The organism is Devosia rhizoryzae, assembly GCF_016698665.1.
Classification (GTDB): Bacteria; Pseudomonadota; Alphaproteobacteria; order Rhizobiales; family Devosiaceae; genus Devosia; species Devosia rhizoryzae.
This window is the reverse complement of sequence record NZ_CP068046.1, coordinates 122,896-138,360: the sequence shown is the minus strand read 5'-3', so window position 1 is coordinate 138,360 and position 15,465 is coordinate 122,896. Positions and strand designations below refer to the sequence as shown.

Genomic DNA, 15,465 nt, shown 5'->3' with positions numbered 1-15,465 from the left:
CTTATTCGGACTTGCTCAACCAGCGCGTCCGGTGAATGTCCGAAGCGTTGGACACAAAACCGGTGACCTTCGGCGAAACGACATTCTGGGCGATGTACCAGTAGATGGGGAAAGCGGCGGTTTCATCCATCGCGATCTTTTCAGCCTGGCCGAGCAGTTTGGCACGCGCGGCGAGATCAAGCTCGGTGGTTGCCTGGTCCATCAGGCTGTCGAACTCGTCATTCTGGTAGCGGCCGTAGTTGTTGCCCCAGTTCATGGCGCCGTCCTGCATGATGCCGTTGCGCAAGAGGTCAAGCGTGTTGGACGGGTCCGAATAGTCGAGCAGCCAGCCGGCACGACCGATGTCGAAGTCGCCGGCGCGCAGTGCGTCGTAGTGCACGGCGGTTTCGGAATTGAAGAGCTCGGTCTTCACACCGATCTGTTCCCACATCGACGAGATCGCCACGGCAATCCGCTGGTGGTTGTCATTGGTGTTGTACTTGAGCTGCACGGCAAGCGGAGAAGCCGAGGTATAGCCCAGGCCTTCCATGATCGACTTGGCTTCGGCCACACGCTCTTCATAGGAGAGGCCGATCCATTCGGGCTGGTAGGGCTCTACGCCTTCATAGTTGGCAGTGCCTTCCGGAACCCAGCCATAGGCCGGCAATTCGCCGGTGCCGAGCACGTCGGGGCCGATCACGTCGCGATTGATCGACATGGACAGAGCCTTGCGGACATCAGGATTGTCGAAGGGCTCTTTCTCCTGGTTGATCACATAATAGTAGATGCCGAGGAACGGCGCGAAATAGTCCTGGCCCGGCAGGTTGGTCTTGATCCACTCGGCCTGGTCGGAGGGGATGTCGGTCAGGATGTCGTATTCGCCAGCGCGATAGCGCGACAGGGCGGCGGCCAGATCGTCCTGCACAAAGTAATTCACTTCATCGATCTGGACGTTTGCAGCATCCCAATAGGTGTCGGACTTGACCGACTTGATGTAGCTGCCGGGGGTCCATTCCGTCGGCGTATAGGGGCCGTTCGAAACGATGTTCTCGATCTTGGTCCAGTCGTTGCCGACCTCGTCGATCACATGCTTGGGCACGGGATAGGCGGTGTAGTGGGTCAGCGCCTGGAGAAAGAACGGCGTCGGGCCTTCAAGGGTAATTTCGACGGTCTTGTCGTCGATGGCCTTGACGCCCAGCTCGTTGAAATCGGTGACGCTGCCGTCAGCGATTTCCGAACCGTTCTTGATCGGAAACTGCAGATACGCATAGTCCGAAGCGGTCTTGGGGTCGAACAGGCGCTGGAACGCAAAGACGAAATCTTCTGCGGTGACGGGTTCGCCGTCCGACCACTGAATACCGTCACGCAGGGTAAAGGTATAGACGAGGCCGTCTTCCGAAATTTCGTAGCTTTCGGCCTGGCCTGGAATGGCTTCCGCATTGACGTCTTCGGCCATAAGGCCTTCGAGGTAATCGCCGATGATGCGGTTTTCCCAGTCGCCCGAAGCCTGATGCGGATCGATCGAGCCGGGTTCGGAGCCGTTCATCATGTTGAGCGTCACGGCCGAAGCGGCGCCAGTCATCAGCGCGGCCATGAGGCCCGCGGTCGCTACCGCAGTCAGGGTTTGCGTAAACTTCATTCTCGTCCCATCTCCTTGTGGAAGTCCTGAAAGTCTTGTTGCCGCCCCTCTATGTGCGGCTTAGCCCTCGCCGCCGTTGGTGCCGGCGGTCAAGTTCGTTGGACGGTATCGCCAGGAAGCGTCCACTGACAAGCAAAACATTGACCTATGCGTCAATGCTGACGCTTTTTGATGCAATGGTGTGCGGTGAGGCGGCGCGATCAGGGATATTCGCGGCGGGAATGGACGACGTTGTCGATGATGATCCGATCCGTATGAACCGTGTAGATCATGATGTAGTTGGGGTGGGCGACATATTCCCGAGTACCCGCAACGCGTCCCGGTCGCCCCATATAGGGACGATCAGACAAAAGCAGCGCAACCTCGGCAAAGCGCTCATAAAGACTGAGAGCAGCCGTTACATTGAATTGCGCAACGTATGCAGCGGCCAAGTCAGCTTGGTCCAATCCGAAAGCCGACCACTGCACTTGCATCAAGCGCTTTTCCGCGATGTGCGCCGGATCGTCTCACGGAGCCGTGCCATAGCCTCGTCGTGCGGGATGGCAGGACGCGGATCATCCTTCGACTCCTGCACCTTCTTGCGAAACCAGCGGTCGTAGGAGTCCGCCTGCTCCTGCGTTTCGAACTCGGAAATGATCGGATCGAGTTTTTCGCTCATCGCACGTTCCTAACCAAGCAGCCCCGCCTGCCCCACAGCATAGATCACCAGGGCCACCGCCAGCAACACCGCGAACGGCAGCCATCCTGGCGTCGGGCCGCGAGGCTTTCTTACCGGCGGCTCGGGCTTTTTCTCGGGCCGCCGGAACTTGACGACGTTGTCGTTCATGCTGCGCTTTCGACCAATGCTGCGACACCCATGCCGCCGGCGGTGCAGACCGACAATAGCGCTCGTTTCCCAGGATCCTGGCTCAAAAGCTTTGCCGTGATACCCAAAATCCGCGCCCCCGTTGCGGCAAACGGATGCCCGTAGGCAAGGCTCGAACCCTTGACGTTGATCTTGGCCGGATCGATCTCGCCCAGAACGTCGGACCGCCCCAGCACATCGCGGTTGTAGTCCGGGTGTTTCCAGGCCTTGAGCGTGCACAGCACCTGCGCTGCAAACGCCTCGTGCAGCTCGAAATAGTCGATATCCGCAAAGCTCAGGCCTGCCTTATCGAGCATTTCGCTGACGGCAATGGTCGGCGCCATCAACAGTCCTTCGCCATGAGCAAAATCATTGCCAGCGACACGGCCGGTGGTGAGATAGGCCAGGATCGGCAGCCCACGCGCTCGCGCCCACTCTTCGGAGGCCAGCAATACCCCGGCCGCGCCGTCCGTCAGTGGCGTCGAATTGCCCGCCGTCAGCGTCCCCTGCCCGCTGGTCTTGTCGAAGGCAGGCTTGAGCGTCGACATCTTCTCCATATTGGCATCGGCACGCACATTGTTGTCGCGCACCAGCCCAGCGCATTGCACGAGGAGGTCGTCGTGAAACCCCTCGTCATACGCCTTGGCGGCATTGCGATGGCTCGCCACCGCCAGTGCATCCTGCTCGGCGCGGGTGATGCCCCATTCCTTGGCCATGAGCTCGGCATGCTGGCCCATGGACAGCCCCGTGCGCGGCTCGTTGACCGAAGGCGCCACCGGCGTCAGCTCGCCGAAGGAGAAGCCTTTGGTGAAAGCCTTGACCTTGTCGCCGGTCGTCTTGGCGGCATTGGCGCCCAGCAACCGCTTCTGGAATTTTGGGCCAAAAACAATCGGGCTATCCGACACGGAGTCAGACCCCGCCGCGATGCCGCTATCGATCTGCCCCGAAGCGATCTTGCCCGCCAGCACCAGCGCCGCCTGCAGGCTCGTGCCGCAGGCGATCTGCATCGTGGTTCCCGGCGTGCGCGGCGAAAGGCCTGCATCCAGCGCCGCCTCGCGCGCAATGTTGAAGTCCCGCGAATGGTTGATCACCGCGCCGGCAATGACCTCGTCGATCTTTTCGCCCTTGAGCCCATACTTGTCGACCAGTCCCGTCATCGTGGCGCTGAGCATGGAAAGGTTGGTCTCGTCCGCATAGGCCGTGCCGCCGCGGGCAAAGGGAATGCGGGCCGAACCGACAATGGCAACGCGCTTGGTTTCACTCATCTCAAATCTCCTTACGCGCGGCCATCGGCGCGAGCCTTCATCGGCCCGCCGAGGAAGGGGGCAAAGCCGGTGCCCATGATGACGCCGATGTCGGCGAGGTCCGGCGAGGCGACGACGTCTTCGGACACAACCACTTCGGTCATGTCGACCAGAGGCTTCACCAGCTCACGGCCGAGCTTGGCAAGGTCCTCGCGTTCCGGCATTTCGCCTTTGACCGCCTTGCCGTTTTCCCACTTGTAAAAACCCTCGCCGCTCTTGCGGCCAAGCTTTCCCTCGGCGATCAGCCTGGCAAACTGGCTGCCCTCAGGCACGGCATGACCGAGTTCTGTCGCCACCGACTTGCCGACATCGAGGCCCACCGTATCCATGAGCTCTATCGGCCCCATCGGCATGCCGAAGGCAACGGCCGCGGCGTCGAGCACTTCCTTGCTTTCGCCGCGCTCCACCCGCTCCACCGCTCCGAGCATATAGGGCATCAGCACGCGGTTCACCAAAAAGCCCGGCGCGGACTTGACCACCACCGGCGACTTGCCGATCGCTTGGGCAAAGCTCGCGCCCTTACCAATGGCTTCGTCCGAGTTGAAGCGCGAGCGGATCACTTCCACCAATGGCAGCTGCGCCACCGGGTTGAAGAAATGGAGCCCGATCAGCCGCGCCGGATCCTTCAGTGCCTCGGCAATGCGCTCGAGTTCGATCGACGACGTATTGGTCGCCATGATGGCGCCGGGCTTCATCTTGTCCTCCAGCCCCGAAAAGATCGCCTGCTTGACCTCGAGCTTTTCCACCACCGCTTCGATGATCACATCCGCCCGCGCCACCCCGGTGCCTTGCGGATCCGCAGTCAGCCGCAGCATTGCCGCATCAACCTCGCGCCGCTTCTTGTAGCGCTTGGTGAAGAGCTTCTTGGCTCGATCGAGCGCCGGCTTGATGCGCTCCATGTCGAGGTCCTGCAGCGTCACGCTCATGCCGCGATAGGCGCACCAGGCTGCAATATCGCCACCCATGACACCGGCGCCGATAACATGCACGCGCGAAAACTTGGCCCCCTTTAGACCCTGCTTCTTGAGGCTCTCGGACAAGAAAAACACCCGCCGCAGATTGGTCGCCGTCGGCGACCCCATCAGCGGCACGAAGGCATCGATCTCGCCGCGCACCATGGCCTTCCAGTCGTCGCCATGTTTCTGAAACAGGTCGATCAGGGCATAGGGCGCTGGGAAATGCTCCTTGCGCGCCTTCTTGCCCGCCTGTTCGCGCATCTTGTTGGCCACGGCCTCGCGCACCAGCGGCAGCGCCATGGCGCGCTTCACCAAACCAGCCTCGCTCGACTTGCGCTTCTGCAGCACCGCCTTTCGGCCTTCCCATCGCAGCATGTCGCGATGGCGCACCAGCTTGTCGACGAGGTTCAGCCTGCGCGCCGCCCCGGCCCGCAACATCTTGCCGGTCAGCATGATCTGCATGGCATCGACCGGACCCGCCTGGCGGATCGAGCGTCCGGTGCCGCCAAACCCTGGAAAGATCCCCAGATTGACCTCGGGAAAGCCGATGCGCGTTTTCTCATCGTTGACCGCGATGCGGTAGTGGCAGGCCAGCGCCAGCTCCAGCCCACCGCCCAGGCAAAAGCCATGGATGCCCGCCACCACCGGCACGGGCAATTTCTCGATCCGCGCAAACAGCGCATGCGTGCGCTTCAGCGCCTCGGTCAGCACCGAAGGATCGCTCATCGTGTCGAACTCGGACACATCCGCTCCGGCAATGAACCCCGAATCCTTGCCCGACAAGAGCACGACCCCGACCAGCTGACCCGAACTTGCCAGCGCCTCGAATTGCCCGACCAGCGTCTCGAGCTCAGTGATCGCCTCGCGGCTCAATGTATTGACCGAGCCTTCCGGCGAATGGATCGTCAGCCAGCCGATCTTTTCGAGATCGGTATGAAAGCTCCAGTTGGGGGTCTCGGTCGCGTTGTGGGCGATCATTGCGTTCCTCGATTTTTCAGTCGTCCTCCCCTCCCCCTTGAGGGGAGGGGTTGGGGGTGGGGGTCCCTCCGTGACCCACTAAACCACCCCCACCCTCATTCCCTCCCCTCAAGGGGGAGGGAGGCGCAGGCTGCGCCTGCAGCTCCCTATTCCGCCGCCAGCCGTGGTGCTGTCGGCTTCAGCACATCGTCGAAATCATCGACATTGACGGCCCGATTGGTCGCCTCGTCCGCCGCCCGCATGATGCCGGCCTCATTGTCGTTAAGCACGCCTGCGGCGATGGCATCGTCGATCGCATCGCGATCATGCCGCCGCTCAATCACACCCTTGCGCGCCGCCTTGATGAAGCGCCCTTCGATCTCTTCGGCCTCTGTCACCTTGATAAACGCATCTTCGAGCACACCCGTGACATCGTCCGGATCGTGCGAAACATAGGTGCCCGTGGTCAGCCGATCGCGGAAGGCGCCGGGCTGCAGCACTGCCTTGGCGAAGCGATAATTTGCCCGGTCCGAAGCGCGCTTGGCATGCCGCCCCAGCGGGAAGCACAAGAACTTCATCGCCCCGGCAAAAACCGGATTGGGGAAGTTGGCAAAAACCTCCCCGAGAATACGCTCGAGATTGGCAATACGGTCATCCATGATCGCTTCGACCAATTCGCGATCCTCGGCGATACGGCCTTCTTCGTCGAAGCGCTTCAGGGTCGCCGACATCAGGTAAAGCTCGCCAAGCAAATCGGCCATGCGGCCCGAAAGCTTCTGCTTGCGCTTGAGCGCTCCGCCCAGCACCACCGTAGTCCAGTCCGCCACCAGCGCGAAGTCCTGCGCGTAACGATGAAGATGGCGGTAGTAGCGCGCCATCGGCCCCTGATTCGGCGAGGATGCAAAGGCCCCATTGCTGACGCCATGGAGGAAGCTCGCCACGATATTGCGCAGCATGAACCGCGTGTGCCCGCCAAAGGCAGTATCGAACGCATCGAGCCCAGCGCGCTTGTCCTTGTTCTGCGCCGCCTGCACTTCCTTGAGCAGGTACGGATGCGCGCGCAGCACACCCTGCGCGAAGGTCATCAGCGTGCGCGTCAGGATATTGGCGCCTTCCACGGTGATCGCCACCGGAATGGCCATATAGCCGCCGAACAGGTAATTGCCCGGTCCGTCCTGGATGGCGCGGCCACCCTGGATGTCGAAAGCGTCGTCCATGCTGTCGCGCATGGCTTCGGTCGTCGTATATTTGAGGAGGCCCGCGATCACCGCCGGGCGCTGGCCTTCGTCGACCATCGAGGCGGTGAGACGCCGCGCCGCCTCATACATGTAAGCGCGCTTCACCATCTCGCCGAGCGGCTCGGCCACGCCTTCCATCAGCCCCACCGGAATACCGAACTGCCGGCGCACGCGAGCATAGGCCGACGTTACCCGCAGCGTCGACTTCATCGAGGTCGTCCCGATCGCCGGCAGCGAAATGGCGCGGCCGGTGGAGAGGCATTCCATCAGCATGCGCCAGCCCTGCCCGGCATAGGCGGTGCCGCCGATCAGGTAGTCCATCGGGATAAAGACGTCCTTGCCGCGCACCGGACCGTTCATGAAGGCCTGCCGCGCCGGGAAGTGCCGGCGGCCGATATCAAGCCCCGGATGATCGTGCGGGATCAGCGCCAGCGTAATGCCGATATTGTCGCCACGCCCCAGATGGTTGTCGGGATCCTTGAGGATGAAGGCGAGGCCCACCAGCGTCGCGATCGGCGCCAGCGTAATATAGCGCTTGTCGAAGTCGAGCCGGACGCCCAGCGTTTCCTGCCCGTTCCACATTGCCTTGGTGACAACCCCGACATCGCGCATGCCCCCGGCATCGGATCCCGAATGCACGCCGGTCAGCGCGAAGCACGGCACTTCATCGCCCACGGCGAGACGATGGAGGTACTTTTCCTTCTGCTCCGGCGTGCCATACTTTTCCAGCAATTCGCCGGGCCCAAGCGAATTGGGCACCATCACCGTGATGCCCGCCGCCACCGATCGGCTGGCAATCTTGGAAACGATCATCGACTGCGCCTGTGCCGAAAAGCCCAGGCCACCATGCTCCTTGGCAATCAGCATGCCCAAAAAGCCCTTGCGCTTGAGATAGTCCCAAAGCTCCGGCGACAGGTCGGCACGGTTATGGCGGATGTCCCAATCGTCGATCATCCGGCAGGCAGTTTCGGTCTCGTTGTCCAGAAACGCCTGCTCGTCCGCAGTCAGCGTCAGCGGCCGGATCTTGGTCAGCTTGTCCCAGTCCGGACGGCCTGAAAAGAGTTCAGCATCCCAACCGACCGTACCGGCATCGAGCGCTTCCTGCTCGGTCTTGGACACTTTGGGTAGGATGGATCGCACCGCGCCATAGATCGGCGGGATCAGGATAGCCATGCGGATCGGCTTGACGGAGAGCACCAGCAGCACCGCGCCGAAGACGATAAACAGCCAGGAGAACCAGCCCAGTTCATAGGCAACCGCAGCACTCTCGAAGTCGAGCCCCGAGGCAAATCCAAGCAGCACGAATGCCGCACCCCATTGCCACAGCGGGCTTTCCCGCACGGCCAAGGTCGCAAAGGCCGCAAGCCCGGCTACGATCAGCAAAATGGTCATCGCCCACTCCTCCTCGGACAGGCCGACCCGCGCCCTGGGCCTTGCCCGTCAATTCACTCCCGGCCGCTTTGCCGGCTCTGCCTTGAGGCGCAGCTTAGCGCGCTTTCGACAGGGCAACGATACCTTACTCAAGTTTACCTATACGTCAACGGTGAGACCATTAGGTTCAAGCGACTTCGCTCGGCTGACGCGGCATAATCTTGTTCGATGTTGGAATGCCCCTGCCCTCCGTTGACGCTAACGTAAACAAGTGGAATAGTTTCCACCCACTGCCGAATAAACCTGCCCTTGAGCAGAGGCGCGAGACGCAAACGGCACAGGATTGAAGCCGCTCCCTGCGGCATGTGGAGGAACCCCATGGACACGACTGCGACCACCAGCCTGCGCCCCTGGGTCTCGAGCTATCCCGAAAACATCCGCTGGGACGATCGGATCGACGAAACCCCGGTGCATGAGCAAGTGCTCGCTGCCTGCGCCAAGACCCCCCACGCCCTTGCCCTCGACTTCCTCGGCGGCACGACCTCATTCGGTGAGCTCGGCAAAAAGATCATCGCCTTTGCCGGCGCGCTCCAGACCCAGTTCGGTGTCACCAAGGGCACGCGCGTCGCGCTCATGCTGCCCAACACGCCCTTCTACCCGATTGCCTATTACGGCGTGCTGCGGGCCGGTGGCACCGTCGTCAATTGCAACCCGCTCTACACCGTCCCCGAACTCAGCCACATCACCAAGAATGCCGGCGCCGATATCCTGGTGACGCTCGATCTCCAGCAGATCTTCGAAAAAGGCGAGGCACTGCTCAAGGCTGGCCATGTTAAAAAGCTCGTGGTCGCGCACTTCCCCAACGCGCTGCCGCTGGTCAAGAAAATCCTCTTCTCGGTGGCAAAGCGCAAGGACCTTGCCAAGCCGCGCCAATCTCCGCACGCCGCCAGCATCAGCTATTTCGATGATCTGCTGAGCCGCAACGACACGCCCACGGCTGTCACCATCGACGCGCGCAAGGACATCGCCGTCCAGCAATATACCGGTGGCACTACCGGCATTCCCAAAGGCGCGCTCCTCACCCACGCCAATATCTCGGCCAATATGAGCCAGATCGACAAATGGGGTGACGGCCTTTTCCTGCCGCCCTCCAAGGTCGTCGCGGTCCTCCCCTTCTTCCACATCTTTGCCATGACCGTTTGCATGAACGTGCCGCTCAGCAATGGCACGCCGGTGATCATGCTGCCGCGCTTCGAACTTAAGGCGCTGTTGGCGCTGCTCGAGCGCACCAGGGCCAATGTCTTGCCCGCCGTCCCAACCCTGCTCAACGCCGTGGCCCGTGCCGACAGTGCCAAGCCCGAACAGCTCACAAGCCTTGAAGTCGCCATTTCCGGCGGCGCCGCCTTGCCCGACGAAGTCCGTGCTGCCTTTGCCAAAAAGTCCAAGGCCCTGCTGGCCGAAGGCTATGGCCTCACCGAAGCTAGCCCCGTTGTCTGCTGCGCTGCCCTGCGCAAGCCTTCAAAGCCCATGTCCATCGGCCTCCCCCTCCCCGGCACCGACATCCGCTTCGTCGATGTCGACAACCAGAGCCTCGTCGGTGTCGGCGAAAATGGCGAGCTGCAGGTCAAGGGCCCGCAGGTCATGCCCGGCTACTACGACAACGAAGAAGCCTCGCGCGATGCCTTCATGGACGGCTGGCTCCGGACCGGCGACGTCGGCCACATGGACGACGACGGCTACGTCTTCCTCGTCGACCGCATCAAGGATCTCATAATCTGCTCCGGCTTCAACGTTTATCCGCGCACCATCGAGGAAGCGCTAATGACCCACGAGGCAGTCGAAGAGGTCAACGTCATCGGCGTGCCCGACGAATATCGCGGCGAGGCCCCGGTGGCCTATATCAAGCTCAAGGAAGGCCAGACCGCGACCGAGGCGGGCCTCAAGAGCTTCCTCTCCGACAAGCTCAACAAGATTGAAATGCCCAAGCACTTCATCTTCAAGGACACCCTGCCCAAGACGCTGATTGGCAAGCTCTCTAAGAAAGAGCTGCGTGAAGAATATGCGAAAACCCATGCGAGGGCCAAGTGAAGCACGTCGACCCGGAAAACCGCGACCTCTTCGCCATCGCCGACCTCGCCAAGGAGTTCGGCATCTCGACTCGCGCCATTCGCTTCTATGAAGCCAAGGGCCTGCTGTCCCCCGAACGCGTCGGCGCCACCCGCATCTTCCGTCGTCGCGACCGTGCCCGCCTCATCCTGATCCTGCGCGGCAAGCGCCTGGGCTTCTCCCTGCGCGATATCTCCGACTATCTTAGCCTCTACGACGCCGACCGCACCCAGCAGGTGAACCTCCTTTCGGAAAAAGTCGACGAACGCATCGCCCTCCTCGAACGCCAGCGCGACGACCTCGAAACCACGATCACCGAACTGCGCGAGATCCGAAAGCTCGCCGACCGACGCTTCGCCAAGGCGTGACTTGAGTTTGTACAACATAAGGTACATATTGCGCTAAGGAGTTCCCTATGCGCGCCAAATCCATTTCCGACTTCCGCAAGAATATAGCTGCCGACATAGATGCGGTAGTGACCGATTTCGAACCCCTCATCATCACGCGTCCAGCTGGAAAGCAGCCTGTCGTTGTCATGTCTTTGGAGGAGTTCGAGGGTTGGAAAGAAACCCTCCACCTAAACAGCACCAAAGCGAACTCTCGGCGTCTGACTCAAGGTGAAGCTGATTTTGAGGCAGGCAAAGGTATTGAAGCCGAGTGGCCTGAGTGAAACTTCTCTTCACAGAGACAGGCTGGGACGACTATCAACATTGGCAAGCAAACGACCGCGATATTCTCGAGAAGGTCAACACGCTGCTCAAGGACTGCAGACGCTCTCCTTTCAGCGGCATCGGAAAACCAGAGGCACTCAGAGGCGATCGCAAAGGCTGGTGGTCGCGCCGCATCACCAAGGAGCATCGCTTGGTCTATCGAGTTGAAGGCGAAATCCTATGGGTTAACCAGTGCCGCTTCCATTACGATAAAAACTAGCGCCCGCCCTTCGGCTTCACATTCCTCGTCATAAAATCCGGCTTCTTCGGCTTCACCCAGTTCTTGGGCGGCTCGCGCACCGGCACGTTCGAGCCTAGCCCCATCTGCCCTGGCGGCGGCTGGCCTACGACACCCTCGTCTTCGCCCTTCCAGCGCGCAATCTCGTCGCGCAAGGCCGCGGCACGCTCGAAATCGAAATTCGCCGCCGCCTCATCCATTTCCTTTTCCAGCGCGACCAGCCGCGCATGATTGCTTCGTGACGACATCATTTACCCCACAAACGCATCCATATCCTCGATCCGCGCCGCTTCCTGGGCCGGCTTGTCCCACCTGATCCGGTTGATGCGCGGAAACCGCAAGGCCACGCCCGACTTGTGCCGCGCACTCTTTTGCGCCGAGTCGAATGCCACCTCAAAGACCAACTCCTTCTTCACCTCGCGCACCGGCCCGAAGGCCGAAACCGTATGCGCACGGATCCAGCGATCGAGTTGCTTCAGCTCCTCGTCGGTGAAGCCAAAATAGGCCTTGCCGATCGGCACGATCTCGTTCCCCTTCCACACGCCGAACGTATAGTCGGAGTAAAACGAGGATCGCTTCCCGTGCCCGCGCTGCGCATACATCAGCACCGCATCGACGACGTTCGGGTCCCGCTTCCATTTGAACCAATAGCCCTTGGGCCGTCCCGGTACATAAGGGCTGGTGCGCAGCTTCAGCATGACGCCCTCATGCCCATGTTCGTCGGCCCCCATGCGCCGCAGCCGCGCCAAATCCTCCCAGTCGCCGAACGGCAAGATCTCGGACACATCCATCCGCGTCTGCGGGTTCTTGGCAAACGACGCCTCGAGCCTTGCCCGCCGCTCCTGCCAGCTCAGAGTCCGGATATCCTCATCGCCATCGAACAGCATGTCATAGACCCTGACGAAAGCCGGCAGCTCCGCCATCTGCTTGCCCTGCGCCACTTTCCGGTTCAGCCGCTGCTGCAGGTCGTTGAAGCTGCGCGCTTCAAAATCATGCCCCACCAGCAATTCCCCATCGAGCACCGCATGGCCTATTGCCGCCTCGACCACATCGGGAAAGCTCGCCGCAATATCGTCGCCCGTGCGCGAAAACATCGACGCGCCATCCCGGCCCAGTACCAACTGCACGCGGATGCCGTCCCATTTCCACTCGGCCGAAAAATCCTTGGGATCGAGCTTGCCGAAATCGGCATCTTCGATCGGGGTCGACAGCATCAGAGGATGAAACCGCGCCGTATGATCGATATCCGGCCGTCCCGCCTTGCCCTCCAGCCACTCGAAGAGTTCAAGATAGGGCGGCTTGATCCCGTGCCACACTTCTTCGATCGCCTGCAATTCGACCCCGCTCATTTCCGCCAGTGCCGTCTTTGCCAGGCGCGCCGACACGCCCACGCGCAGCGCCCCCGTCGCCAGCTTGATCAGCGCCCAGCGCTCGTGGATCGCCGCCTGCGTCAGCATATCGCCGATTACAAGCGGCAATTCCGCCTTGCTGGTGCGGTTGAGGATCGCCACCACCTCGCTGAGCTTGGCCAATTCGCCCTCGCCGTGATGCGGCCAGATCAGCGCGATGGTTTCGCCGAGATCCCCGACATAGTCGTAGCTCATGGCGAACAGCGTCTCGTCCACCTCGCGCAGCACCGTTTCGCGCAAAAGCGCCGGCTTGACGTTGCGGATATCCATCTCCCCTGTCAGCACCGCCAGCGCCAGCCCGCGATCGGGGTCGGGCACTTCGGTGAAATACTGCGCCAAGGCATCGATCTTTCGCGTGCGCGATGGCGTCAGGGCAAGCAGTTCAAGGAGGTCGGCAAAGCGCTTCATTCGCCGCCCTCCCCGCCATCGTCATCGAGCCCCGGCAGCGCCAGCGGCTCGGCGTCCAAACCCTGCTGCCGGCACCAATAAACCAGCGCATCCTCGCGTCCATGCGTCACCCACACGGTCGAGGCGCCGCTGTCGATGATGGATGTGTTGAGCTCGCCCCAGTCGCAATGGTCCGAGATCACCAGCGGCAGCTCGACCAGCGCCTGTCGCGCCCGCTGCTTGATGCTCATCCAGCCCGAAGCCTGGCACACGACCGGATCGGGAAAGCGCCGGCTCCACCTGTCGCGAATGGCCGAAGCCGGCGCAATCACGATCTGCCCCGCCATCGCAGCCTTCGGCATGCCGGTGGCCGGGATCAGCTCGCCGAGGTCGACACCCAGCTCCTGATATAGCTCGCAAAGCCGGATCATCGCGCCATGAAGGTAGATCGGCTTGTCCCAGCCGGCATCGCGCAACAGCGCAATGACACGCTGTGCCTTGCCCAGCGCATACGACCCGACCAGATGCGCCCGCTCCGGCTGGTCCGCCACCGATTTTAACAGCCGCGCGATCTCCGCCTGTGGCTTTGGGTGCTGAAACACCGGCAGTCCGAACGTCGCTTCGGTCACCAGAATATCGCAGTCCACCGGCTCGAACGCTTCCGAGGTCCGGTCCGGCAGGCGCTTGTAATCCCCCGTCACCACCGCCCGCTGCCCTTCGGCCTCTATCAGCACCTGCGCCGATCCCAGAATATGCCCGGCGGGATGAAGGCTCACCACGGCATTGTCCATCACCAGCCGCTCGCCCAGCGCCAATGCCTGGAACGTGCCGGCGCAATCCTCGCCATAGCGCACCTTCATGATCGCCACCGTTTCCGGCGTCGCCAGCACCGCGCCATGCCCGGACCGCGCATGGTCGGCATGCCCATGCGTAATGATCGCCCGCGGTTTTGGCGTATTGGGATCGATCCACGCATCGATCGAAGGCACATAAAGATCGCGATTGAGGATCGGCTTGTTCATGGAGTCCACAACGACTCTAAATGCAGGGCGGTTCAGTACGACTGCCGGCCCGGCTCCCCTCCCCCTTGAGGGGAGGGGCTGGGGGTGGGGGTCCATCAGTGACGAACTGAACCACCCCCTCCCTCAATCCCTCCCTCAAGGGGGAGGGAGGCGCATGCCGCGCTCCCGTGCTAGGCTCGTCAAAAAAGGAACAAAAACATGCGCAAAACCAATCATCCCGCCGGCACCATCTACCGCCTCACCCTCGACAGCAAAGCCCTCGCCGGCAATCTCCTCGGCGATCCCACGACTCGCATTGTCGACGTCTACATCCCCGCCGGCCACACCGGCGAAAACCTCCCCCTCCTCGTCGATCTCGTCGGCTATACCGCGGGCGGCCCGGCCCACACCGCCTGGAAAAGCTTCACCGAAAACGTTCCCGAGCGCCTCGATCGGCTGATCGGCGACGGCAAGATGGCCCCGGTCGCCGTCGCCTTTCCCGATTGCTTCTCGCGTCTCGGCGGCAATCAATATGTGAACTCACCCGTTCTCGGGAACTACGAGGACTTCCTGATCGACGAAATGCTCCCCGCAGTCGAAAGCAAGTTCGGCTGCGGCGGCCAGGGCAAGCGCGGCGTCTTCGGCAAATCCTCCGGCGGCTTTGGCGCCCTAGTCCACGCCATGCGCCATTCCGACACCTGGTCGGCCGCTGCCAGTCATTCCGGCGATGCCGGTTTCGAGAACCTGTATCTCGCGGGCTTCCCGGACATACTGATGGCTCTTGCCAAGCAGGGAAACTCGATCGAGCAATGGATGAATGCCTTCGAAGCCAAGCTCAAGCTCGATGGCAAGGACACCCATGTCCTGATGTTCCTCTGCCAGGCAGCGAGCTTTGACCCGGATCCGGACGCCTATCTTGGCATCCGGCTGCCGGTCACACTCGACACCTGCGAGGTCATCGAGGACCGCTGGAACAATTGGCTGCACTGGGACCCTGCCGTGATGGTCAAGACCCATGCCGACAGCATCACCAAGCTCAAGGGCTTCTACCTCGATTGCGGCACCGAGGACCAATACGCGATCCTCTACGGCACCCGCCGCATCCACAAACATCTCGAAGCGCAAGCCATCGCCCACCGCTACGAAGAATTCCCGGACAACCATTCCGGCGTCGACTACCGCATGGACGTGAGCCTGCCCTATTTGGCTGAAGTGCTGAGCAAGTAACCCTCATCCGCCCTTCGGGCACCTTCTCCCGCAAGGGGAGAAGGGGGCACTGTGCCCAAACAACCACCAACTTACCCTTCTCCCCTTGCGGGAGAAGGT

At 61.6% G+C, this 15,465-nt stretch carries 15 protein-coding genes; 5 read left to right on the top strand and 10 right to left on the bottom strand.

The window, feature by feature from the left end; genetic code table 11:
- Position 1 precedes the first annotated feature (1 nt).
- The 7 genes from JI748_RS00620 to JI748_RS00590 form a co-directional block, all read right to left on the bottom strand.
- Positions 2-1,618, bottom strand: coding sequence for a peptide ABC transporter substrate-binding protein (locus JI748_RS00620; RefSeq protein ID WP_407644930.1), 1,617 nt, complete (start codon positions 1,616-1,618; stop codon positions 2-4).
- Between the two features lie 200 nt (positions 1,619-1,818).
- The gene (locus JI748_RS00615; RefSeq protein WP_201633852.1) at positions 1,819-2,049 is read right to left on the bottom strand and encodes a type II toxin-antitoxin system RelE/ParE family toxin; all 231 of its coding nucleotides are present in this window, start codon (positions 2,047-2,049) and stop codon (positions 1,819-1,821) included.
- Between the two features lie 41 nt (positions 2,050-2,090).
- Positions 2,091-2,276 carry a type II toxin-antitoxin system RelB family antitoxin gene (relB, locus tag JI748_RS00610; RefSeq protein WP_201633849.1) on the bottom strand — a complete coding sequence of 62 codons (186 nt, stop codon included), beginning with the start codon at positions 2,274-2,276 and terminating at the stop codon, positions 2,091-2,093.
- A gap of 9 nt (positions 2,277-2,285) precedes the next feature.
- Positions 2,286-2,444 carry a hypothetical protein gene (locus JI748_RS00605; RefSeq protein ID WP_201633848.1) on the bottom strand — a complete coding sequence of 53 codons (159 nt, stop codon included), beginning with the start codon at positions 2,442-2,444 and terminating at the stop codon, positions 2,286-2,288.
- On the bottom strand, positions 2,441-3,727 hold the full coding sequence (locus JI748_RS00600) for an acetyl-CoA C-acetyltransferase (RefSeq protein ID WP_201633845.1): 1,287 nt from the start codon (positions 3,725-3,727) through the stop codon (positions 2,441-2,443). Before JI748_RS00600 ends, JI748_RS00605 begins: the two co-directional genes overlap by 4 nt.
- Positions 3,728-3,738: 11 nt before the next feature.
- Positions 3,739-5,700, bottom strand: coding sequence for a 3-hydroxyacyl-CoA dehydrogenase NAD-binding domain-containing protein (locus JI748_RS00595; protein WP_201633843.1), 1,962 nt, complete (start codon positions 5,698-5,700; stop codon positions 3,739-3,741).
- A gap of 146 nt (positions 5,701-5,846) precedes the next feature.
- Positions 5,847-8,309, bottom strand: coding sequence for an acyl-CoA dehydrogenase (locus tag JI748_RS00590; RefSeq protein ID WP_201633840.1), 2,463 nt, complete (start codon positions 8,307-8,309; stop codon positions 5,847-5,849).
- 357 nt (positions 8,310-8,666) lie between these two features.
- On the opposite strand from JI748_RS00590, the gene JI748_RS00585 reads away from it, so the two are divergent.
- The 4 genes from JI748_RS00585 to JI748_RS00570 are packed head-to-tail and all read left to right on the top strand — an operon-like array spanning position 8,667 to position 11,324.
- Positions 8,667-10,376 (top strand): long-chain-fatty-acid--CoA ligase, encoded by a 1,710-nt coding sequence (locus JI748_RS00585; protein WP_201633838.1) that lies wholly within the window; start codon positions 8,667-8,669, stop codon positions 10,374-10,376.
- Positions 10,373-10,762 carry a MerR family DNA-binding protein gene (locus JI748_RS00580; protein ID WP_201633836.1) on the top strand — a complete coding sequence of 130 codons (390 nt, stop codon included), beginning with the start codon at positions 10,373-10,375 and terminating at the stop codon, positions 10,760-10,762. The genes JI748_RS00585 and JI748_RS00580 overlap by 4 nt, the downstream gene beginning before the upstream one ends.
- 47 nt (positions 10,763-10,809) lie before the next feature.
- Entirely contained in the window at positions 10,810-11,064 is a 255-nt protein-coding gene (locus JI748_RS00575) for a type II toxin-antitoxin system Phd/YefM family antitoxin (RefSeq protein ID WP_164535620.1), read from the top strand.
- Positions 11,061-11,324 (top strand): Txe/YoeB family addiction module toxin, encoded by a 264-nt coding sequence (locus JI748_RS00570; protein ID WP_201633834.1) that lies wholly within the window; start codon positions 11,061-11,063, stop codon positions 11,322-11,324. The genes JI748_RS00575 and JI748_RS00570 overlap by 4 nt, the downstream gene beginning before the upstream one ends.
- Here JI748_RS00570 and JI748_RS00565 read toward each other — a convergent pair.
- The 3 genes from JI748_RS00565 to JI748_RS00555 are packed head-to-tail and all read right to left on the bottom strand — an operon-like array spanning position 11,321 to position 14,160.
- A complete protein-coding gene (locus JI748_RS00565; protein ID WP_201633832.1) occupies positions 11,321-11,593 on the bottom strand; it encodes a UvrB/UvrC motif-containing protein in 273 nt (90 codons plus the stop codon). The two genes, JI748_RS00570 and JI748_RS00565, sit on opposite strands and share 4 nt — an antisense overlap.
- On the bottom strand, positions 11,594-13,159 hold the full coding sequence (locus JI748_RS00560) for a cisplatin damage response ATP-dependent DNA ligase (protein WP_201633830.1): 1,566 nt from the start codon (positions 13,157-13,159) through the stop codon (positions 11,594-11,596).
- Positions 13,156-14,160 carry a ligase-associated DNA damage response exonuclease gene (locus JI748_RS00555; protein WP_233280579.1) on the bottom strand — a complete coding sequence of 335 codons (1,005 nt, stop codon included), beginning with the start codon at positions 14,158-14,160 and terminating at the stop codon, positions 13,156-13,158. The genes JI748_RS00560 and JI748_RS00555 overlap by 4 nt, the downstream gene beginning before the upstream one ends.
- Before the next feature lie 198 nt (positions 14,161-14,358).
- Here JI748_RS00555 and JI748_RS00550 point away from each other — a divergent pair, with 198 nt between their 5' ends.
- Positions 14,359-15,366 carry an alpha/beta hydrolase gene (locus tag JI748_RS00550; protein ID WP_201633826.1) on the top strand — a complete coding sequence of 336 codons (1,008 nt, stop codon included), beginning with the start codon at positions 14,359-14,361 and terminating at the stop codon, positions 15,364-15,366.
- Positions 15,367-15,465 lie beyond the last annotated feature (99 nt).